General features: G+C 32.9%; 20 protein-coding genes. 13 read left to right on the top strand and 7 right to left on the bottom strand.

The window, feature by feature from the left end:
- Nucleotides 1-133 precede the first annotated feature (133 nt).
- Together ACEN2K_RS09510 and ACEN2K_RS09505 are read left to right on the top strand one after the other, a co-directional pair.
- Entirely contained in the window at nucleotides 134-1,921 is a 1,788-nt protein-coding gene (locus ACEN2K_RS09510) for an ABC transporter ATP-binding protein (RefSeq protein WP_441759095.1), read from the top strand.
- Between the two features lie 14 nt (nucleotides 1,922-1,935).
- Nucleotides 1,936-3,258: a hypothetical protein gene (locus tag ACEN2K_RS09505; RefSeq protein WP_441759094.1), complete on the top strand. Its 1,323-nt coding sequence runs from the start codon at nucleotides 1,936-1,938 to the stop codon at nucleotides 3,256-3,258.
- A 79-nt stretch (nucleotides 3,259-3,337) separates the two neighbouring features.
- Here ACEN2K_RS09505 and ACEN2K_RS09500 read toward each other — a convergent pair whose 3' ends face one another.
- Nucleotides 3,338-4,507 carry a proline dehydrogenase family protein gene (locus ACEN2K_RS09500; protein ID WP_441759093.1) on the bottom strand — a complete coding sequence of 390 codons (1,170 nt, stop codon included), beginning with the start codon at nucleotides 4,505-4,507 and terminating at the stop codon, nucleotides 3,338-3,340.
- Between the two features lie 603 nt (nucleotides 4,508-5,110).
- On the opposite strand from ACEN2K_RS09500, the gene aroB reads away from it, so the two are divergent.
- The 7 genes from aroB (at nucleotide 5,111) to ACEN2K_RS09465 (ending at nucleotide 12,046) form a co-directional block, all read left to right on the top strand.
- On the top strand, nucleotides 5,111-6,187 hold the full coding sequence (aroB, locus tag ACEN2K_RS09495) for a 3-dehydroquinate synthase (RefSeq protein WP_441759092.1): 1,077 nt from the start codon (nucleotides 5,111-5,113) through the stop codon (nucleotides 6,185-6,187).
- Nucleotides 6,188-6,244: 57 nt separating this feature from the next.
- Nucleotides 6,245-6,424: a hypothetical protein gene (locus ACEN2K_RS09490; RefSeq protein ID WP_441759091.1), complete on the top strand. Its 180-nt coding sequence runs from the start codon at nucleotides 6,245-6,247 to the stop codon at nucleotides 6,422-6,424.
- Between the two features lie 52 nt (nucleotides 6,425-6,476).
- On the top strand, nucleotides 6,477-7,877 hold the full coding sequence (locus ACEN2K_RS09485; protein ID WP_441759090.1) for an arginine decarboxylase: 1,401 nt from the start codon (nucleotides 6,477-6,479) through the stop codon (nucleotides 7,875-7,877).
- Nucleotides 7,878-7,970: 93 nt separating this feature from the next.
- Entirely contained in the window at nucleotides 7,971-8,942 is a 972-nt protein-coding gene (locus tag ACEN2K_RS09480; RefSeq protein ID WP_441759089.1) for a deoxyhypusine synthase family protein, read from the top strand.
- Between the two features lie 9 nt (nucleotides 8,943-8,951).
- Entirely contained in the window at nucleotides 8,952-9,353 is a 402-nt protein-coding gene (locus ACEN2K_RS09475) for a DNA primase (protein ID WP_441759088.1), read from the top strand.
- A gap of 97 nt (nucleotides 9,354-9,450) precedes the next feature.
- Nucleotides 9,451-11,562, top strand: coding sequence for a DNA helicase RecQ (recQ, locus tag ACEN2K_RS09470; protein ID WP_441759087.1), 2,112 nt, complete (start codon nucleotides 9,451-9,453; stop codon nucleotides 11,560-11,562).
- Nucleotides 11,563-11,569: 7 nt separating this feature from the next.
- Nucleotides 11,570-12,046 (top strand): DNA-deoxyinosine glycosylase, encoded by a 477-nt coding sequence (locus ACEN2K_RS09465; protein ID WP_441759086.1) that lies wholly within the window; start codon nucleotides 11,570-11,572, stop codon nucleotides 12,044-12,046.
- Nucleotide 12,047: 1 nt separating this feature from the next.
- Here the strand turns inward: ACEN2K_RS09465 and ACEN2K_RS09460 are convergent, their stop codons facing one another.
- The 4 genes from ACEN2K_RS09460 to ACEN2K_RS09445 form a co-directional block, all read right to left on the bottom strand.
- Nucleotides 12,048-12,563, bottom strand: coding sequence for a DinB family protein (locus ACEN2K_RS09460; protein ID WP_441759085.1), 516 nt, complete (start codon nucleotides 12,561-12,563; stop codon nucleotides 12,048-12,050).
- A gap of 11 nt (nucleotides 12,564-12,574) precedes the next feature.
- Nucleotides 12,575-15,160, bottom strand: a complete 2,586-nt coding sequence (locus ACEN2K_RS09455) for a phosphoenolpyruvate carboxylase (RefSeq protein WP_441759084.1) — start codon at nucleotides 15,158-15,160, stop codon at nucleotides 12,575-12,577.
- A gap of 101 nt (nucleotides 15,161-15,261) precedes the next feature.
- Entirely contained in the window at nucleotides 15,262-15,741 is a 480-nt protein-coding gene (locus tag ACEN2K_RS09450) for an Lrp/AsnC family transcriptional regulator (protein WP_007139244.1), read from the bottom strand.
- A gap of 77 nt (nucleotides 15,742-15,818) precedes the next feature.
- Nucleotides 15,819-16,973, bottom strand: coding sequence for a M14 family metallopeptidase (locus tag ACEN2K_RS09445; RefSeq protein WP_441759083.1), 1,155 nt, complete (start codon nucleotides 16,971-16,973; stop codon nucleotides 15,819-15,821).
- Between the two features lie 311 nt (nucleotides 16,974-17,284).
- On the opposite strand from ACEN2K_RS09445, the gene ACEN2K_RS09440 reads away from it, so the two are divergent.
- A complete protein-coding gene (locus ACEN2K_RS09440) occupies nucleotides 17,285-17,761 on the top strand; it encodes a helix-turn-helix domain-containing protein (RefSeq protein WP_441759082.1) in 477 nt (158 codons plus the stop codon).
- A gap of 54 nt (nucleotides 17,762-17,815) precedes the next feature.
- Here ACEN2K_RS09440 and ACEN2K_RS09435 read toward each other — a convergent pair whose 3' ends face one another.
- Complete coding sequence (locus tag ACEN2K_RS09435) at nucleotides 17,816-18,367, bottom strand: 1-acyl-sn-glycerol-3-phosphate acyltransferase (RefSeq protein WP_441759081.1); 552 nt, start codon at nucleotides 18,365-18,367, stop codon at nucleotides 17,816-17,818.
- Between the two features lie 62 nt (nucleotides 18,368-18,429).
- Between ACEN2K_RS09435 and ACEN2K_RS09430 the strand changes: the two genes are divergently transcribed.
- From ACEN2K_RS09430 to ACEN2K_RS09420, 3 genes are all read left to right on the top strand, one after another.
- Nucleotides 18,430-19,095, top strand: a complete 666-nt coding sequence (locus ACEN2K_RS09430; RefSeq protein ID WP_441759080.1) for a spermidine synthase — start codon at nucleotides 18,430-18,432, stop codon at nucleotides 19,093-19,095.
- A gap of 124 nt (nucleotides 19,096-19,219) precedes the next feature.
- Nucleotides 19,220-21,097 (top strand): glycoside hydrolase family 3 protein, encoded by a 1,878-nt coding sequence (locus ACEN2K_RS09425; protein ID WP_441759079.1) that lies wholly within the window; start codon nucleotides 19,220-19,222, stop codon nucleotides 21,095-21,097.
- 152 nt (nucleotides 21,098-21,249) lie between these two features.
- Nucleotides 21,250-21,960: a potassium channel family protein gene (locus ACEN2K_RS09420; RefSeq protein ID WP_441759078.1), complete on the top strand. Its 711-nt coding sequence runs from the start codon at nucleotides 21,250-21,252 to the stop codon at nucleotides 21,958-21,960.
- Here the strand turns inward: ACEN2K_RS09420 and kdsB are convergent, their stop codons facing one another.
- The gene (gene kdsB, locus ACEN2K_RS09415; RefSeq protein WP_441759077.1) at nucleotides 21,961-22,686 is read right to left on the bottom strand and encodes a 3-deoxy-manno-octulosonate cytidylyltransferase; all 726 of its coding nucleotides are present in this window, start codon (nucleotides 22,684-22,686) and stop codon (nucleotides 21,961-21,963) included.
- Between the last annotated feature and the right edge of the window lie 71 nt (nucleotides 22,687-22,757).

The following is a 22,757-nucleotide window of genomic DNA, read 5'->3' as shown; positions in this document are numbered from 1 at the left end:
AAAATAAATTAATATTTTTTCACAACTTTTTTCTTTGTTCCTCAAGCACAGCTTATTAATAAAAAAGCCACTCCTATTATTTTTTTGTAATGAATTCCTATAGTGGTACATTTGCAGCATAAACAACATAATAATGGCACGGTACAAAGAAAATGATTTACCAAAATCAAAAATTACTCGTAGTTCTCTTAGTAAAGCAACACTTATATTTAAATATGCTGACACCCATCGCTGGAAATTCTATGTAGGTTTACTCTTTTTATTGCTTACTGGTGCCACAGCACTAGCTTTCCCTAAATTGATGGGAATGTTAATTGACTGTGTTAAAAATAAAAGCTATACACAAGCTAATAATATTGCACTGTTACTAATAGGTATATTGTTCATGCAATCTATATTTTCTTTTTTCAGGTTGTCTTTATTCGTCAATTTTACTGAACATACGTTGGCTAACCTGCGCTTATCCTTATATAGTAATTTGGTAAAACTACCTATGTCCTTTTTTTCCCAAAAACGCGTGGGAGAATTAAATAGTAGAATTAGCTCCGACATTACGCAAATTCAAGATACTTTAACTTCAACTATTGCTGAGTTTCTTAGACAATTCATCCTTATTATCGGTGGTGTTGCTTTATTGGCTACCGAAAGTTTCAAACTTACCTTACTAATGTTATCTGTAGTACCGTTAGTAGCTGTAGCGGCTGTGATATTTGGTCGCTTTATTCGAAAATTCTCCAAAAATGTGCAAGATCAGGTTGCTGAGAGTCAGGTTATCGTAGAGGAAACCATGCAAGGGATCAGTATTGTAAAAGCTTTTGCTAATGAATGGTATGAAATTGCCCGCTACAATGGAAAAATTAAAGAAGTAGTAAAACTTGCTATTAAAGGAGGAAAATACAGAGGCTATTTTGCTTCGTTCATCATCTTTTGCCTTTTTGGTGCCATCGTGGCCGTTGTTTGGTTTGGTGTTCGATTGAGTATTAGTGGCGAAATGAGCGTGGGACAGCTGATCTCCTTTGTGTTGTACTCTACTTTTGTGGGGGCCTCTTTTGGTGGGATTGCTGAATTGTATGCCCAAATTCAAAAAGCCATTGGTGCAACTGAACGTGTCTTTGAATTATTGGAGGAAACTCCAGAAAAAATCATGTCAGAACAAAACATAGCTACTTTACAAAAAATAAAAGGGAATGTCAGTTTTAAAAATGTTGCCTTTAGTTATCCTACTCGAAAAGAAATTACTGTATTAAAGGATGTTAATTTCACAGCAAGTTTTGGTCAAAAAATTGCCATTGTCGGACCTAGTGGAACCGGAAAATCAACTATAGCTTCGCTACTACTGCGCTTTTACGATATTGATAGTGGAGAAATAATCATAGATGGCAAAAATATCTATGATTACGATTTAGAAAATCTTCGTGGAAATATGAGTATTGTTCCCCAAGACGTAATATTATTTGGAGGAACCATCAGAGAAAATATAGCTTATGGGAAACCAAATGCTACTGAAGACGAAATCATGATAGCGGCTAGACAAGCCAATGCTTTGAATTTTATCGAAGGATTTCCTGAAAAATTTGAAACCATTGTGGGTGAAAGAGGAATTAAGTTATCAGGTGGTCAAAGACAGCGTATCGCCATTGCTCGTGCCTTATTAAAAAACCCAAGTATATTAATTCTTGATGAAGCAACTTCTTCATTAGATAGTGAGAGTGAGAAATTAGTACAAGAAGCTCTTGAAATATTAATGCAGGGACGTACAAGTATTATTATTGCGCACCGTCTCTCTACTATTCGTAGTGCTGATCAAATCTTAGTCTTAGATAATGGTATCATATCTGAGCAAGGTACGCACCAGGAGCTAATAGCACTTGAAAACGGGAAATACAAAAATTTAAGCAACTTACAATTTACCGACTTTTAATTACGAATTATTCCATGAAATCAAGATTTACTAAAGCAGCTAGCCTACTATTTATAATGCTGTTGCCCACTTTTGCAGCTCAAGCTCAAGAAACCAAAAATCCATTTAAAGTAAACTTAACTGAAGACGGAAAAAAATATATAAAATTTGGTGCTAATTTACAATTATGGGCACGTTATACTGAACTGAATCCGAATAGCAAAATTGGAGATAATGTAGTTTCAAAATCTTCTGATATTGTTATCAGGCGTTTGCGTTTACAAGCAATGGGGATGCTTACAGATAATGTTTATTTTCATATACAGTTGGGTCAAAACAACATTAATTTTAATCAGAATACTGGTCCGTCAAATGCCCCTTTATCCCTATTAGATGCAATAGGAGAATATCATTTTAATGAAAAGCTACATATAGGTGGTGGATTAACAGCTTGGGGCGCGGGAACCACACGCTATTCTGCTAATAGTTCTTCTTCTCAACTAACACTGGATGCTCCTATTTACCAGCAAAACATTAATATTTCTTCGACTTTTGGAAATAGAAATTTAAGTATTTATGCTAAAGGAATGCTTGATAAACTAAGCTACCGCATTGCAATTACAAATCCTTATCGCAATGTGACAAATACGCTAAATAGTAATGCTACAATTAGTACGCATACACCCAAAGCTCAGTATGCAGCAATGTTGACGTATGCTTTCGCAGATAAGGAGACTTATACAGAACCTTATAACAAAGGTACCTATTTAGGAACAAAAAAAATATTCAATATTGGTATGGGATATTTAACACAGTCGAAGGCCATGTGGCGAGTAAATCCTGCAGATGCTGCCGCTCCTATTTATGAAGATATGAAAGTTTTAGGTATTGATCTTTTTTATGATAAACCTGTTAGTACCAGAGGAGATGCTTTGACACTTTATGCGGCTTATAATAATTGTGATTTTGGTAAAAATTATACTAGGGTTATCGCTACACCTAATCCCGCTGTTGCTGACGGTTCGTTAGTAAACGGATCAGGAAACGGTTTCATAGGTATTGGAACAGGAAATAACTACTACGGACAAGTGGGATATTTATTTGCTAAACCTTCCAATCCAGCCATTAAAGGACGAATTCAGGCTTACGCGGCGGGTCAAATTGCCGACCTAGAAGCGCTTGATAACCCCATGAGTTTGTATGAACTGGGTGCCAATTATTATTTGACAGGATCGCTAGGACCTAAATTAAGTTTAGGATGGCAAAACAGAGCTATATTTGAACGACCAGTAACAGGTAAATACACACAAAGTGATCGTAAAAACATGCTAATGATGCAGTTTCAAGTGTCCTTTTAAAATAGGAGTTTGTAAATAATACAAAAGGTTTCGCTGTACTAGCGAAACCTTTTTTTATAAATATAAACTAACAGAAGAATTATGCTTTTTTTCTTCTTTTACGTTCTTTTTTAATCATTTCTAATTCGCGACTAGTTTGTCCCGCTACAGAAGTATTTTCTTCAGCTCTACGTATTAAATACGGCATCACATCCTTAACTGGACCAAAAGGCAAATATTTAGCTACATTATATCCATTTTCAGCTAGATTGTAACTAATATTATCACTCATACCATACAGTTGACCAAACCAGATTCGGTTATCATTGGAAGCTATTCCCGTTTGTTTCATTAACTCCATTAACGCATAAGTACTAGACTCATTATGAGTACCAGCAAAAATAGACATCTGATCTAAATGATCAAGCATATATTGAACTGCTGTATCATAATTCAAATCTGTTGCTTCCTTTGAAGCACATATAGGTGTTGGGTAGCCCTTTTCTTCAGCACGGCTATTTTCTTTTTCCATGTAAGCACCACGGACTAATTTCATACCTATATAAAATCCTTCCTTTTTTGCTACTTCATGAATAACTTTTAAATAATCCAAACGGTCCCAACGATACAATTGTAAGGTGTTAAATACAATCGCTTTCTCTTTATTGTATTTGCGCATCATATCAGTAACCAAATCGTCAGCTGCATCTTGCATCCAACTTTCTTCGCCATCTATTAATAACGCTACATCTTTTTTATGACCTTCACTACAAACTAAATCAAAACGAGCCACTACTCTATCCCACTCTGCTTGTTCAGTAGCAGTTAGTGTTTCTCTTTTCCCAATTTTTTCATACAAGGCAAAACGCCCCAAACCAGTTGGTTTAAAAACAGCAAAAGGTATCGCTAATCGTTCTTTAGCAAATTCGATTGTTTTGAGTGTCATTTTTAAAGCGGCGTCAAACTGCTCTTCTTCTTCCTTCCCTTCAACAGAATAATCTAAAACTGATGATACTCTTTTGGTAAACATTTTGTCAACCACTGATAAACAGTCTTCTTCATTAACTCCACCACAAAAATGATCAAATACGGTTGCTCTAATCAATCCTTCCACTGGAAGATGCGCTTTTAAAGCAAAATTAGTTACGGCTGTTCCAATTCTTACTAATGGCTCATTTGCAATCATTTTGAATAAAAAATAAGCTCTATCTAGTTCAGTATCACTCTTTAATGAAAAGGCTACTTGCGTATTGTTAAATATTTTTTCCATGTACTGGTTTTTTTACGCAAATATAGATATACTTTGATTTTTCTTTGACAATTTCTCATTAAAATAATCAAAATGTTTTTTTATGATAATTTGAACATTATAAAGATGATAAAATTAACTATTTGATAAATTTTAAGTTCCAAATTTTAAATATAAAGTATGGCTTATAAATCTTAAAACTTGATCAAGTTTTGAATGCTCAAAAAGCTTAATGGTGAATCATAAGTTTTTTTATAGATCAATAGCAAAAGATTTTATATCTTAATCTTCGCATAATAACTAGACTACACATTACTTTTTTTAAAATAAAAATAGGCTCGATTTGATCCTTTAAAATATTGTCAACGAAGCAAAAAATCTATTAATAACACAGAAAGGACAAATTTGTTATTTTAAGCTAAATCAATTTGAAACGGCTATATTTTATTTAGAAAAAACCTTAAATTCGCAACTCTTAAAAGGTAGACATGTTGAGATGTACTCAATCCATCTTTTGTAGTATCAAAAATAAACCAAGAAAGCTTTAAGTATGAACACTGTAGCTTTATCAAAAATTTATCCTAATGCTAAAAATTAGCACTAGAATATAGTAAATAATATATTATGTCAAATCCGTTACCAACTATAGAAGCACAAAACCCAATCCATTTTAACGAGAAAGGGTACGAAGCTTTGAACCAGCATTTAGCAGCAACAAAATATTCTACTATTTTCATTATTGTTGATAGCAATACTAATGAATATTGCCTTCCCAAGTTTTTACCCACTTTAGAAACTGATGTTACGATTGAAATAATCGAATTTGAGAATGGTGAAATCAATAAGAATATTGAAACCTGTGTCGAAATCTGGAACGTTTTAACTGAGTTAGGCGCCGATAGAAAAACCTTGGTAATAAATGTAGGAGGTGGTGTAGTAACTGACTTAGGAGGATTTGTTGCTTCTACATTTAAAAGAGGAATAGACTTTATCAATGTTCCTACAACATTACTGTCCATGGTTGATGCTTCAGTGGGAGGAAAAAATGGTGTAGATCTAGGAAACCTAAAAAATCAAATAGGGGTATTTAATTTACCTATCATGGTTATTATTGATAAAGACTATTTAGAAACATTGCCACAAAACGAAATGTGCTCTGGCCTAGCTGAAATGCTAAAACATGGTTTGATTTTCGATAAAAATTATTGGGAACAGTTTATCAATTTAAAAGCAATAGACTTTGCTGATTTTGATGCTTTGATTTACCGTTCAGTAGCAATTAAAAACGAAATTGTAACTTTAGATCCAACTGAAAAAAATATCCGAAAATCATTAAACTTTGGACATACACTAGGACATGCAATAGAAAGCTACTTCCTTGAAAATGAGAATAAAACTACTTTGTTGCATGGGGAGGCTATTGCAGTAGGAATGATTTTAGAAAGTCATGTCGCATTCAATAAAGGTTTACTTACTTTAGAAGAATATAAACAAATAAAGAGCACAATAAAAGCTATATTTGATGATATTAGCTTTGAAGATCGCGATATAGAACCAATACTTGAACTACTGATTCACGACAAAAAAAATGAGTATGGTAGTATTCAGTTTGCGTTGATTGAAACTATTGGAAAAATTAAAATAAATCAATTGGTTGAAAATGAATTAATTCTTCAGGCTTTTGAAGATTATAAATCTTAATTTTTTTTTAGCAAAAAGGATTGCATTACGTATATATTATTTTTTACATTTGTCCCGATGAAAAACCAACAAAACAAAGAGAATTACCACAGCAATCGAAATGAAAACAATAGCTCTTTTTTAAGATTATTGAGACGTTTCTATTCGATTATAGGCGATTCAAATTTTGACGTTTTTCAATATTTAAAAGTGGAACAAGAGAAATTACAAATCATTTATGCCAATATAAGAGTTTGAATTATAGCTTAATTTCGTTTCAATTTAATTAATCTATAATACGCAAAGCTAAATGAATACTAAATATTCCGACTTAATCAATCAAACCTATTATTTCCCACAAGAAGAGTTCACCTTAAACAAGGACAACTTATCATTTCACAATATCGATTTGATGAAATTAGTTGAGAAATATGGAACACCTTTAAAATTCACCTATTTACCTCAAATTTCCAACAACATTAACAAAGCCAAGACTTGGTTTCGTAAATCAATGGAAAAGAACAATTATGACGGTAAATATTTCTACTGTTATTGTACTAAAAGTTCTCATTTTGAATTTATCATGAATGAAGCTTTTAAAAACAATATTCATGTAGAAACATCATCTGCATTTGACATTAATATTGTCGAAAATTTAATGGCAAATGGTAAGATAAATAAAAGTACATACGTTATATGTAACGGTTTTAAAAGAGACCAGTACATTGAAAACATAGCTCGTTTAATTAATAACGGACATAAAAATACTATTCCAATTATTGATAACTATGAAGAGCTTGATTTACTGCAATCAGAGATAAAAGGAAAATTCAAAATAGGAATTCGTATTGCTGCAGAAGAAGAACCAAAATTTGAGTTCTATACTTCTAGATTAGGAATAGGATATAAAAATATTGTGAGTTTTTACAAAAAACAGATTCAGGAAAACGACAAGTTAGAACTGAAAATGTTGCACTTTTTTATCAATACAGGAATCAACGATACAGCCTACTACTGGAATGAATTAGTAAAATGTATTAAAGTATATATTGCCTTAAAAAAAGAATGTCCTTCCCTTGACGGATTAAATATAGGTGGTGGTTTTCCTATCAAAAACTCTTTAGCTTTTGAATACGATTACCAATACATGATCGACGAAATCATCAATCAAATTAAAATAGCTTGTGATGAAGCCGAAGTAGATGTACCTAATATATTTACAGAATTTGGTTCATTTACTGTTGGTGAAAGTGGTGGAGCTATTTACCAAATTCTTTATCAAAAACAACAAAATGATAGAGAGAAGTGGAACATGATCGACTCTTCATTTATTACTACTTTACCAGATACTTGGGCAATCAACAAACGTTTTATCATGTTAGCCGTAAATCGCTGGAATGAAACCTACGAAAGAGTACTTTTAGGTGGTTTAACTTGTGATAGTGATGATTATTACAACTCAGAACAAAACATGAATGCCATTTATTTACCAAAATACAATAAAGAGAAACCTCTGTATATTGGATTTTTCAATACCGGAGCTTATCAAGAAACTATTGGTGGATATGGAGGATTGCACCACTGCTTAATTCCGCAACCAAAACATATTTTAATTGACCGGGATGAAAACGGAATATTAGCAACTGAAGTCTTTTCAGAGCAACAAACATCTGATGATGTATTAAAAATTTTAGGTTACAATAAAAAATAAATAATTACACAATTAGTCAATTTAAAAATTCAGTATATTTGAAAACACACATTTTTTCAAATGATTCATTTTTAAATATTTAAATCCAACAAAATGAGTAAAGGACCTATAAGTCAGTTTATAGAAAAACATTATCTACATTTCAATTCTGCGGCTTTAGTAGATGCAGCAAAAGGCTATGAAGAACAGCTTGCTAATGGAGCTAAAATGATGGTAACTCTTGCTGGAGCAATGAGTACTGCCGAAATCGGAAAGATCTTTGCAGAAATGATTCGTCAAGACAAAGTGCAAATTATATCTTGTACAGGTGCAAATTTAGAAGAAGATATCATGAACTTGGTTGCTCATTCACATTATGAAAGAGTACCTAACTACCGTGATTTGACTCCAGAACAAGAATGGGATTTACTGGAAAGAGGGTTAAATCGAGTAACAGATACTTGTATTCCTGAGCATGAAGCATTCCGTCGTTTGCAAAAGCACATCTACAAAATTTGGAAAGACGCAGATGACAAAGGTGAACGTTATTTACCGCATGAATTTATGTACAAAATGCTTTTATCAGGCGTTTTAGAGGAATATTATGAAATTGATTTGAAAGACAGCTGGATGTATGCCGCTGCAGAAAAAAACTTACCAATTATCTGTCCTGGATGGGAAGATAGTACTATGGGTAATATTTTTGCTTCCTATGTTATTAAAGGAGACTTAAAAGCCTCTACGATGAAATCTGGAATAGAATACATGACGTTTTTAGCAGATTGGTATCCTAAAAATTCTGCTAATGGAGTTGGATTCTTCCAGATCGGTGGTGGAATTGCAGGAGATTTCCCAATTTGCGTAGTTCCGATGTTGTACCAAGATATGGAAATGCCTGAAACACCTTTTTGGAGCTACTTCTGTCAAATTTCTGACTCTACAACCAGTTATGGTTCGTATTCAGGAGCGGTACCGAATGAAAAAATTACTTGGGGTAAATTAGACATAAAAACACCTAAGTTTATTATTGAGTCAGATGCTACCATTGTAGCACCATTAATTTTTGCTTATTTATTAGACCTATAGAATATCAATATGAAAAGAGTAATTGTTGATTACGCAAAACTTACAAACGAAATCTTAAATCTTTTAGTAGAAAGATTTCCTGACGGATATGATGACTCAGATATTATCCGTTTTAGAAATGCTAAAAACGAATTAATTGAGGCGGTTGAAGTTCGCACGGAAGACACTATTTATTTAGTGAAAGTGAGTATGAAATTAGCTGATCGAATTGAAAATCATGATGATGATGATGAAATCGATGACGTTATTGAACCAATCATTCCTATCAAAGGACTTGATTTAGATGATGATGATGACGATGACGACGATGATGATAATCTGGACAAACCAGATATTGATGATGAAGATGATGAAGACTCAGATAAAAAAGATTATTCTGATGAAGATGACGACGACGACGATGAAGATTAATTCATTATAAAATAATAAAGGAACTCTTTTTTTTGAGTTCCTTTTTTTATGACGTCTACGCAATACTTATTAAAACGCTACAGCTGCACTGCTATATATGATTACATCCCAGCAATTACACGATACACTTAAAGATAATTTTGGTTTTGAAAAATTTCGCACCAACCAGGAAGCCATAATTAATACTGTACTTTCCAAACAAGATACCTTAGCAATCATGCCCACGGGTGGTGGAAAATCAATCTGTTTTCAGCTACCTGCTTTGTTATTTCCTGGAATAACAATTGTAATCTCACCATTAATAGCATTGATGAAAGATCAAGTGGACAGTTTAAGAGCTAATGGAATCGAAGCTTGTTATATCAACAGTTCACAATCGGAAGCAGAACAAAATGCACATATCCAAGATCTAAATGACAACAAAATAAAGCTTGTTTACGTTGCTCCAGAAAGTTTGTCTTATTTGGAAAATGTCTTTAATCAGATTACTGTAAGTTTAATTGCTATTGATGAAGCACATTGTATTTCTTCCTGGGGACATGACTTTAGACCCGCTTACACTAATTTGGGTTATTTAAAAAATCGCTTCCCTTCTACTCCCATTTTAGCATTAACAGCTACCGCTGACAAAGCAACTCGTAGGGATATCAGTAAACAATTAAATCTAAAGAATCCGCAAACCTATATTTCTTCTTTCGATAGAAAAAATTTAAGTTTAGAAGTACGACCTGCTATAGACAGAGTAAAACAAATTATAGATTTCATTAATTTAAAACCCAATGATTCTGGGATAATTTATTGCTTAAGCCGAAAAACAACCGAAGAACTAGCTACAAAACTGCAAAAAGTAGGTGTAAATGCAAAAGCTTACCACGCGGGCTTAGATGTTACTACACGATCACAAACCCAAGATGATTTTATAAACGACGAATGTCAGGTGGTTTGCGCTACGATTGCTTTTGGTATGGGGATTGATAAATCTAACGTTCGATGGGTCATTCATTATAATTTACCTAAAAATATCGAAGGATACTACCAAGAGATTGGTCGCGCTGGAAGGGATGGTCTCCCCTCTGAAACAATTTTGTTTGAAAGTTACGGTGACCTGATTCAGTTACAAAAGTTTGCCTCTCAAGGCTTAAATGCTGATGTGCAGTTAGCAAAACTGGAACGCATGAAACAATATGCAGATGCATTGAGTTGTCGCAGAAAAATTTTATTATCCTACTTTGGCGAATTAGTGACATCAAACTGTGGTAATTGCGATATTTGTAAAAATCCTCCCGCCTTTTTTGATGGAACCATACTGGCTCAAAAAGCATTGTCAGCAATCATTCGCTTAAAAGAAGCTGAACCACTGGCTGTTATTGTAGACTTTTTAAGAGGTTCTAAAAATGCTTATATTTTTGAAAATGAATATCAAAATCTTAAAACCTATGGTGTAGGTAGTGATGTTTCTTGGCATGACTGGAATCAATACATCATCCAATTAATTAATCAAGGATATTGTGAGATCGCATTTCATCAACAAAATAAGATAAAATTAACGTCTTTAGCTCGCGAAGTTTTATTTGAAGGAGACAAAGTACAGTTAATTACTGTACAAAAAACAGCGGCCGAAAAAGCAGTTGCTAAAGAAATTAAGGCCAAATCAATAGTAAATTCTCTTTTTGAAACCCTAAGAAAATTGCGCTACGATATTTCTAAAAAAGAAGAAGTGCCTGCCTATGTTATTTTCAGTGATGCGGCTTTACGCCAAATGGAAACACTGAGACCCATGAGTGATGACGAGTTTATCGCTATTGATGGTGTAGGGAAAGCCAAATTAGAAAAATACGGAGATGCTTTTATTAAAGCAATAATCGATTTCCAAAAAAACAAAAGTGTCAGACCCAAAAAAGAGGCTAGTACATATAAAGAAACGTTAGCAATGTATAATAACGGACTTAATCCTAATGAAATTTCGATAAAAAGAAAATTAGGCTTAGGCACAATTATGTCACACTTTGCAAAGTTATATTTAGATGGTGCGCCGATTGATTTAAAACTGTTTGTAAGTAACGAAGAGGTAAAAGAAATAGTAGTTGCTAAAACAAAATTAGATAGTCCATCAACGCTAAAGCCATACTATGATTTTTTTGACCAAAAAATGGCTTATGACAAAATACGTTTAGCATTAGCGATAATTGAAAAGGAAAATTTAAATTAAAATTGTTATGATCAAATCCTTTACTCCATATATAAATGCAAGTACTAAGATAGTAATTTTAGGTACGATGCCTGGAATTGCTTCATTAGAAAAACAAGAATACTATGCTCATAAAAGAAACCATTTCTGGCCAATTATGCATGCTCTTTTAGGTAATGTACCTGTTTCAGAATTGTTTGAGGAAAAAATAAAGCTTTTGCAAGAAAACAATATAGGATTGTGGGATGTTTTAAAAAATTGTGAGAGAAAAGGCAGTTTAGATATTCATATAAAAAACCATGAGGTAAATGATTTTGAAACTTTATTTCAAGAATATCCCGCTATTAATAAAATAGTCTTTAATGGAAAAGAGAGTCATCGCTATTTTATCAAAAAATTTGGACAAATAGAAGGCATCACTTATTACGTAATGCCTTCTACTAGCCCTGCCAATACCATGTCTTTCGAAAATAAATTAAAATTATGGTCGGCATTTTTAGATTAACTTATAAATACCTTTCTTGAAAAATTCTTTGGTGGTGTTTTTGATGACCAATAATGATAAATCCTATTGCTCGCACAGAAACTGTACTATTCGACGCTACTCCTATTCTCAGCAATTGTTCCTCTGTAAAACTTTTAAATAATGATAGCGTTGATTGTCTTACTACGGCAAGTTCAGTCAATAAACTTTGTAAGTTTCTGCCATTTGCATTCGTATTAGCTACATAATCATTTTCTTCAAAACCAGGCAAAGCTGTTTTATCATTTCTTGAAATTCTCAAAGCACGATAGGAGAAAATGCGTTCAGAATCTATTAGATGCTGAATAATATCTTTTATTGTCCATTTTCCTTCAGCATAGCGATAATCAAATTTGTCCATTGGGATATTTTGTACAAATCGTATAAAGTCATGCAGGCAAATTTCTAATTCTTCATTTGCATTATCAGTATCAGCGGCAGCAATATATCCTGCATAAAAAGGAGCAAATTCATTATTTGCCAAGTCATTTGATGTCATATAATAAAGAATTAAGCAGAGTTTCTACTAGCGTTTGTATTTCCAAATAAAGAGCGCATTACTAATTTCTCATACACCTTGATTAAGTTTTCATCCGGAACTGCAGCTTTATTTAATTCGTTTATCCTTAATAAAGCATATTGTTGTATTGTCAACAATGGCAATACAATACGTTCTCTAATTTGAATAGAAGCTTTACCATCAGGATAATTTTCCATCAACTCCTTATGCCCTGCTATTTTCAATAAGAGACGTTTCGTTTCTAAAAATTCATTGTAGATGATAAGCCAAAACTCCCCAAATTCAGGATCATTTTTCATGTATGCTGTAAGTGGAAAAAACGACTTAGCCAAAGACATCATACTGTTTTCTAAAAGCGTTTTAAAAAATAATGAGTTATCGTATAAATCCTGAACACGATCCCATTCACCTGCTTCTTCAAAATATTTTAATGCCGTACCCACACCAAAAAATCCAGGAACATTTTGCTTTAATTGACTCCAAGAACCTACGAATGGAATTGCTCTCAAATCAGCAAAATCTAATTGGGCCGATTTACTTCTTTTAGAAGGACGGCTTCCAATGTTGGTCTTTGCATAATATTTCAAAGTACTCATTTGTTCTAAGTACGGGATGAATTTTGGATGATTTTTAAAACTTAAGTACTTTTTATACCCTAAGTCAGCTAACTGTCCCATCACTTCCTTCTCATTTTCAGAAAACTCATTTTTATTTTTGCTAAAAACCTGATTGGTAACACCGGCACTCAGTAAATTTTCTAAATTATAACGGCAAGAATCCAATGTTCCAAAATTAGAACTAATAGTTTGACCTTGTACTGTGATTTGAATCTCTTTATTTTCGATAGTTGGTCCTAAAGAAGCGTAGAATTTATGCGTCTTACCTCCACCTCTAGCTGGCGGTCCACCGCGACCATCAAAGAAGATGACATTAATACCATATTTTCTAGACATATCGGTAAGCGCTTCTTTGGCTTTAAAAATACTCCAGTTTGCCATCAAATAACCACCATCTTTAGTACCATCAGAGAAACCAAGCATTATGGTTTGTTTCATTCCTCTATCTACTAAATGCTTTGAATACATAGGATTCGTATACAATTGCTCCATAATATTATGTGCATTCAATAAATCTTCGACTGATTCAAATAATGGAACCACATCAACCGTAGGTTCTTCCCAGTTACTCAAACGAATTAAGGCAAAAGTTTCCATTACATTTAGCGCACTCTCGTTGTTGCTTATTATATAACGATTGGCTCCAGCCTCTCCGTTGTTTTCTTGAATTACTTTAATTGCCTGAATAGATTCAATTGTAGATCTGGTGATTTCGTTTTCAAAATCTTTCGGATCTAGATTCCCTTCTACTTTTGAAAGTACTTCAAATTTTTGTTCTTCTGTTAACTCATAATAGTTTTCTGGAAAAATATTAGTACCTGAATTTCGGTAGAAGTCATAAACATCTTTAAAAACAGCGTCATGAATTCTACTATTTTGACGAATATCTAAAGTTGCAAAATGAAAACCAAATAAGTTTACTTTAATTAAAAGTGCTTCTAAATCATCTAAATACAACGACTGATGCTGCTCAATAACTATCGCTTTTATCTTATTTAACTGCGCTTTAAATTCTTCTAATGTGATGTATATTTCACCTTTAGAATAGAACACAGAACGGTAAAGTTTTTGTTCAAGTTCAGTTACTAAAACATCTACATTAAAGAAAGTTAGCTTCCTTTTAAGATTTCGCATTTCGATATAATAACACTTTAAAATTGAAGTTCGCAAACGCTCTGCAACTTTTAAAGTTATCTCTGTAGTCACGTAGGGATTTCCATCACGATCACCTCCTGGCCAAAAACCCAGATTGATAATTGGATTCTTTATCGGATCTCCTTTAAAGACATTTTTTTGAAGGTAATGAACCATATCTCCAGAAGTATGGTAAAAAACATTCTCCAGATACCAAATTAAACTAACCGCTTCATCAAAAGGGTTAGGCTTTTCATTTTTAATAAAAGGCGTTTTTCCCAGCTGCGCTAACAAACGTTTTATATTCAATAATTTATTATCACGAATAGCTTCAGTCAAGTCGTTAATAATCCCCAATACTGCTCCGGGATAAAACTGTGTAGGATGCGCTGTTAATACTGTTCTAACGTTAAAGTTTTCCAGAAACTCAATCAGTTCCTGTTTCTTTCCTTTGGCATCCGCTTTCTCTTTTATATCACGCAAAGAACCTCTACCTTCCATATTATTAACAATTGGAAAGGCAGCATCTTCAACAGCATCAAACAATACAATTTGGCGTTCGATATACTGAATAAAACGGAACATTAAATCTATTTGATCCTCTTCTACTGTACTATGAAGGTATTTCTCAGAGAAAAAATCGATGATTTCTTTAGGAGTTTCTTGTTTCTTAAAACCTGACTCGCAAACCTCTGTAAATAAAGGCAATAACACTCCTGTATTATCTATCGAATCGAAAGGCAAAGTAATAAATACACTATTATAAATATTGTATTTGGACAACACGTTTTGGTTAAAACGCTCAATTTTTGGAAGCGTGTACATAATTTGTTATAGTTGGTTGGTTTAAGTAGAAAATAGTTATAAAAAAATAACCCCAAGAACTAACTTGAGGTTATATTTAAAATATAGCGTTCAAGTTTGTATTACATATTTTTAAAAATAGTATGCATTAAACGCTTCTTATCATTGATACTTTCCTCAAGTGAAATCATAGTTTCTGTTCTATAAACACCATCAATATCATCAATCATAAAAATTACATCTTTAGCATGCTTAGTATCTTTTGCTCTAATTTTACAAAATATATTAAACTTCCCTGTAGTAACAGAAGCCACAGTTACGAATGGAATTTCGTTAATACGTTGCAAAACAAATTTAGTTTGTGATGTATTGTTTAGAAAGACTCCTACATAAGCGATAAAAGAATACCCTAATTTATCATAATCAAGCACCAAAGATGAACCCATGATAATACCAGCATCCTCCATCTTTTTAACTCTCACGTGAACAGTACCTGCAGAAATCAATAATTTTTTTGCAATATCTGTAAATGGAACTCTTGTGTTGTCAATCAACATATCTAAAATTTGATGATCTACTTCATCTAAACGGAACTTACTCATATTTCTTTAATTAATATTATTATTCGCTAAAACAAAGTGTAAAAATATACATAAAAACAACAAAAAGATATAAAAAATTATTTTTTTATCAATCCATTAACAAATTCAATGCTGTTATTTAAATAAAAATCAGCTTTTTGATTTAATTTCGGAATGTTATCTTGCTCATCTGTATACAGCGCTTCTTTTGCATCGTACTCTATGTGTCCAAAATAACCGTCCAAATTGCCAATTTCTACTATATAAGCGTTAAATGTTACATTATTATCAATTAACTCTTCTTTGTATTGCGCAGCAAAATTCGTTATTTTTTCAATACCATCATAATTTATTCTGACATTTTTATATATAAAATCATAAAAAACAGCTTTATTCTGAGGAATATTCAAATATTTGTCAATTCCATTGCTAACTATATCGTTTTCGTTAAGTGCAATAAAACTTGAAATTAATGCGAAAAATATAAATTTCCTTGTTTCTTCACGCTGATAATCACCTGGAAAATGCCCTGCCTCAAACAGTAATGTAGAGGAACCTAAATACTGAAAAGTATCTCCAATACAATTGATATTAAATGAATCATCAAACCTAGCCACTTGCTCAGGAATGTACTGTTGTAAGACCTCATTTATGCTACTAATGAGATGAATGGCTTTTAATCGAGATTCATTTACCTCCCGCTCTTCATTATAAGATGGCGCTAAAAAGGATACCGTTGCCGACTTACCTGTGTTTCCTACACCAAAAATAGTGCGCTGATCATGAAGGTTAAAACTATAATCTGGTTGGAACGTATCAAAAGTAGCTCTTAATACAATACTTTCTGGCTGTGTCAAATCCTGAGAGTCGCGGTTTAAATCTATCAAATTAGCATTCGCACGTGTATACAGGACAGCTCCATCAGGATTCAGCATAGGAATGGCGCAAAACGTAAATTTTGACAATAATTCTTTCGCTAATTCAGAATGATTAGTCAGAACATTTAAAAAGTCAAACAGCGCCTTAGTGGTTGTACTTTCATTTCCGTGCATTTGAGACCAAAGCAAAATTCTTACTTTCCCAGTTCCTATTTGATACTTATAAATAGTCCTGCCTTGAACTGACTTTCCAATAACAGAAAGTTGATTATTGGTATTTAATTTTTCTAATAAAGGTTCTATATCATCTATGGTAAGATATCTACCCGCTATTGATTGCTCTTTATTTTCAAGGAACAATTGTTCTAAATTCATAACTAATTATTTAATTTACAAAAGTAAACATCTTTATTTTTACAAATGTAAACAAGATGTTTAGTGTGCTTTTTAGAATTGTAAACAGTAAAAGTACACTTTAATTACTTTGGGATTAGTAAATAAGTAACAAATGTTATCGCTATTTGTTTTTCGATTTTATAAATTATTAATCAGGTACTTACATTATATTTATTAAAGTAATAATTTAGCCTTTTAGGCGGTTTATCTGCTTTTTACAGTTGTAAAATTGTATGTCTATTGCTTTTTAATTACATTTGTAAATAGTTTTGTTTTAAACGTAATTTACAATGGTAAACACTGAGGATTTTATAAAGCGTCTCGAGATAATTTTGGATTATTTCAGTATTAATGCCTCTTCCTTTGCAGATAAAATTGGTGTGCAACGTTCTAGTTTGTCCCACCTCCTTTCTGGAAGAAACAAACCGAGCTTAGACTTTATACTTAAAATTTTAGAAGTTTATCCGGAAGTGGATTTGTACTGGATCTTAAATGGAAAAGGTAGTTTTCCAAAAACGACAGATATAAGTAGCCAGGAGACTATCAATGTAGAACACAAAACGACTGTACCTTTTACAGCTCCAAAAGTAGAACCAGAATCAGTTCAAGATTTATTTACAGATAACAATAGTATTGCAATGGAAGCTGGTCAAAGAGAAACTAGTAACAAACTAAATCATTTGCTAAACGAAACAACTACTGGGGATATAGAAAAAATTGTCTTTTTTTATAAGGATGGTACATTCAAGGTTTTTAATTCAAAATAAAACAGTTCGTCTTTTCTAAAAAAAAAAGAAACGAACTGTTTCTTTAATTTACTTTTATACTTCGAATCCTTTTTCGGGTACCTTGCCTAATACACCTATGTAATGCTTTTTTAACTGCGCTAGGTCTCGATCTATATCACCAGATGGCATAAGCGGCAAACCTAGATAAACTGTTTTTCTACCAAAATCAAAAGCCACAGGAATAATGGGAACATTTGCTTTTAAAGCGATGTAGTAAAATCCTGTTTTTAACGTATCTACTTTTTTTCGTGTTCCTTCAGGTGCTACAGCCAGTCTAAAAACTTCTCTTCGCTCAAAAATAGCAGCAATAGAGTCTACCTTATTTAAACCACCACTGCGATCTAACGGTTCGCCACCCATATATTTGAAATAATATCCTAAAGGAAATTGAAATAACTCTTTTTTTCCCACCCAGTTCATTTCTAGTCCTGTAATTCCTCTTGTAAAAATACCCAAGTAAAAATCATGCGCGCTTGTATGAGGCATAACCATCATTACACATTTTTTAATTTTGGGATCAATGGAGCCTTGAATTTTCCAACCCATCAGTTTAAAAAATATCCATTTGTAAAATTCTTTCTTCATTGTTGTTCTATTTGTTGCAAAATAAATGATTTAAAACTTATTTTTGATAAAAACTGCGTTTGATGCTAAAAAAAATACTAAGCTACTTTATTCCTATAAAAATTCATTCGGTCAAATCGGCCTTGAGTAAATCAATTGAAGTTACTTGGGCAAATGGTGAATTAGTAATAGATTCTGAAAACACCAATTATTCTTATGGAAGCCTACAGCGTATTCTACGATTGGGTTTGAAAAATATTGGCTTTGATAGAATCGTAAAAATGAATCATATTTTGCTACTAGGTGTCGCTGGAGGAAGTGTCGTGAAAACATTGGTAGACGAAGTTAATTATAAGCAAAAGATCACGGGTGTAGAAATAGATCCGGAAATTATCACATTAGCTAACGACTATTTTAAATTAAACGAAATCCAGCAGTTAGAAATTATTATAGACGACGCTTTTGAATTTATTTTAAAAACGAAAGATAAATATGATCTAATTATTATTGATGTTTTCCAGGATACTACTATGCCTAATTTTCTATTTGAAAACTTCTTTATCAACCGCATTTGCTTTTTATTGAATCGAAAGGGAGTTGTATTATTTAATACTATGCTTTTAAATAAAAAACAAAATCTTAGGAATAAGAATTACATTTCTAGTTTTGATGCAAGTCAGTATAAAGTCAAAGCGATTCCAAGAGTGGAAAGTCATAATGAATTAATTATTGTAGAGAAAACATATTGATTTTCAATTACATATTCGACAAAAATTAGAATCTTTTTTTGTTCCAATAATAAATTAAATGTACATTGCGTCATAATAACACAATAGTTATTAGAACTACCATTAACCTTTTAATTGTTTATTTATGGAAACTTCCAAAATTAAGAAAGCCACAGTAACACTTAGCATTGTTACAAGCATGGCTTTATTCTCGTTTATACCCCCTACAAAATATCGTGATCTCAATAAAAGTGGAAAAATGGATCCGTATGAAGATAGTAGTCTTCCTATCGAAAAAAGAATTGATAATTTGATTTCTTTGATGACATTAGAAGAAAAAGCAGGGATGATGTTCATCAACGGTACCTTAATAAATGCGGATGGGACTATAGACAAAAAAGAAGGAGCTACCGGATTTGCAGCAAAGTTGCCTACCGCTCGCGAATTAATAGTTGGTAAAAACATGAATCATTTTAATTACTGGCAAGCTCCAGAAGTAAAAGAAATTGCGATGGGTTACAACGCCATTCAAAAAGTAGCCGAAGAGACCCGGTTAGGGATTCCTGTAACTATTGCATCAGATCCTCGTCATTACTTTAGTAACAATATTTTTGCTATGCAAGCCAATGGTTTTTCACAATGGCCTGAACAGTTAGGTTTTGCTGCAATAAATGATGCTGCGTTGATGCAACAATTTGGAGATATTGCTCGTCAAGAATACTTAGCAGTAGGCATACGTGAGGCATTACACCCGATGGCTGACCTAGCTACAGAACCACGCTGGCCACGTGTTAGTGGGACTTTTGGTGAAGATGCTACACTAGCTGCTAGAATGATTAAGGCATATATTTTAGGATTTCAAGGAGAACAATTAGGTGTTAACAGTGTCGCTACAATGACTAAACATTTTTCTGGTGGCGGACCACAAAATGAAGGTTTGGATCCCCATTTTCAGTATCATAAAGGACAGGTCTATCCTGGGAATAATTTTGACTATCATTTAATTCCATTCGAAGCGGCTTTTGAAGCCCATACTGCTTCTATTATGCCCTATTATGGCGTTCCAGTTGATCAAACTTCAGAAAATGTGGGTTTTTCATATAATAAAGATATTATAACCACATTATTACGTGGCAAATACAAATATGATGGAGTGGTATGTACAGATTGGGGATTAATAACTGATACGCATATGGGAGCAGTTGTATGGCCTGCACGTGCTTGGGGTGTGGAAAATCTTAGTGAAAAACAACGTGTTAAAAAAATTATTGAAGCTGGTTGTGATCAGTTTGGAGGTGAGAATTGTCCTGAATACATTGTCGCTTTAGTAAAGGAGGGACAAATTAAAGAATCTCGCATTAACACATCAGTGCGAAGGTTGTTACGCCAAAAATTTACACTAGGATTATTTGACAATCCTTATGTTGATATTGAACAAGCTACTAAAATTGTGGGTAATTCTGAGTTTAAAAAATTAGGAGAAGCGACACAACGGCGTTCAATGACCTTATTAAAAAATGACCTCAATCTACCATTATCAACTGCTTCAAAATTAAAAATATATGTAAAAAATATTGATGTAACTGTAGCCTACAAATACGGTGTTGTAGTAGCACTTCCTGAGCAAGCAGACATTGCCATTGTTCGATTAGAGACACCTTGGGTTCCCTTAGAAACTGACAATCCATTTGCTAAAGGTTTTCATCATGGTGACCTGGATTTTAAAGGTAAAGACCTCGAGGACGTACTTGATATTTGCAAAAAAGTTCCAACAATTATTGATATTTATTTAGATCGTCCTGCCGTTTTTCCCGAAATAAATAGTGCAGCAAAAGCAGTTTTAGCCAACTATGGAGCGAGTGATGCCGCTTTAATGGATGTTGTCTTTGGCATTGCAAAACCAGAAGGTAAATTACCATTTGAACTACCGTCGTCGATGGAGGCTGTAAGGAATCAAAAAGAAGATGTTCCATTTGACTCAAAAGATCCATTGTACCCGTTTGGTTTTGGATTGAGTTATTAGTTATAATATCATTGTTTATTTAGTTAATTATTGTTAATGAGAATGCTTCATCAATTGTGATGGAGCATTTCTTTTTTTGTAACTCCTCTTAAATTGGAAAATTCTAAATTAATTATTTGTACTTTCGAGGAGAATAGCAAAACTATAATTGGATGAAAAAGACAGTAAGAAAACTACTTTTAGGAAATGTTGCTCAAATGGAACAGCCAAAATTCAATCCTATTCAAAGAAGAATTCAAAACATTCAAGCCATTTGGAATAACGATCATCAGGACGATAATGGAATAGAAAAAATTGTACGCCTCTTTCTTTCCTCCTCTCAATTATTTTTTCCTGGAATCTATATTAAATATTTAGCTTCAAAAAAAGGACCACAATATGAGGATTTGGCTTTAGATTTTTATGTTCTATTCAAGGTGGCCTTGCCTTTACTTATTATAATCAATGGATGGCAGGACAACCAATTTATTTTAGGTGTAATGGTTTATGTAATGCTGGAAACTGTATTCTATATTCCAACCTTAATTTTTGCCTCAGACTTGTTCTCCAAACCACGTTCTTACAAAAGATCAATGCTACTACTCTTTTTCAATTATCTAGAAATGGTTTTTGCTTTTGCAGTACTGTATTCTTGTCAAAACTACTTAAACAGGCCTTTTGAACACTGGTTTGATGCTATTTATTTTAGTACTGTAACCTCCTCGACAATCGGTTTTGGGGATTACTATCCAGTTAAACCTTTTGGGAAATTTTTGGTAAGCATGCAATCACTTTTAGTACTGATGTACGTAGTATTGTTTTTAAATTTTTTCTCTACCAAAATTAAATCAAAAGGCTATTTTGATCCTGACAATGAAGGCTAATTACAGCATTTTTCGTGCTTTCTCTAAGTCTTCTAAAGTATCAATTCCAATACCAACATGAGTGGTTTCAAGCATTTTTATTCTTTTTCCAAATTCTAAGTAGCGTAACTGTTCTAACTTTTCAGATGCTTCTAATGTCATCATTGGCAAGTTATAAAAATCTAATAAAGCTTGTTTTCTAAAGGCATAAATTCCAATGTGCTGCATATAACGCACTCCTACATTTTTTTCTCTTGGAAATGGGATTACCGACCTTGAGAAATACAACGCAAAATTATTTTGATCCGTAACTACCTTTACGTTGTTAGGGTTATATATTTCCTCTTCATTACTGATTTCGCGCATCAAGGAAGCCAAATCTACCTTTTTATCCAAATCATTTTTAAAGACTTCAATCACTTTTTTCAGTGGTGCCGCATCAATAAAAGGTTCGTCTCCTTGTACATTCACTACAATATCTACCTCTAAATTTTCAACTGCTTCGGCAATTCGATCACTACCCGACTCGTGTTCTTTTATACTTCGAATCGCTTTACCACCATGAGAAACAATTTCGTCATAAATTAAGTCTGAATCAGTAACTACAAATACATCATTAAATAAATCGGTGTTGATAGCGGCTTCATAAGTTCTTAAAATCACTGTTTTACCTCCCAAATCTTGCATTAATTTGGCTGGAAATCGTGTGGATGCGTACCGTGCGGGAATTACTGCTATTATTTTCATTTTATTATCCTTTTGAGAAAGTGCTAAATTAATTGTAAATTTTGAAATAATAAGCATACTGCATTTTCATC

Source organism: Flavobacterium sp. W21_SRS_FM3 (assembly GCF_052113625.1).
Taxonomy (GTDB): domain Bacteria; phylum Bacteroidota; class Bacteroidia; order Flavobacteriales; family Flavobacteriaceae; genus Flavobacterium.
Note: the sequence above shows the minus strand (reverse complement) of the source record. Positions and strands in the feature narration are given on the sequence as shown.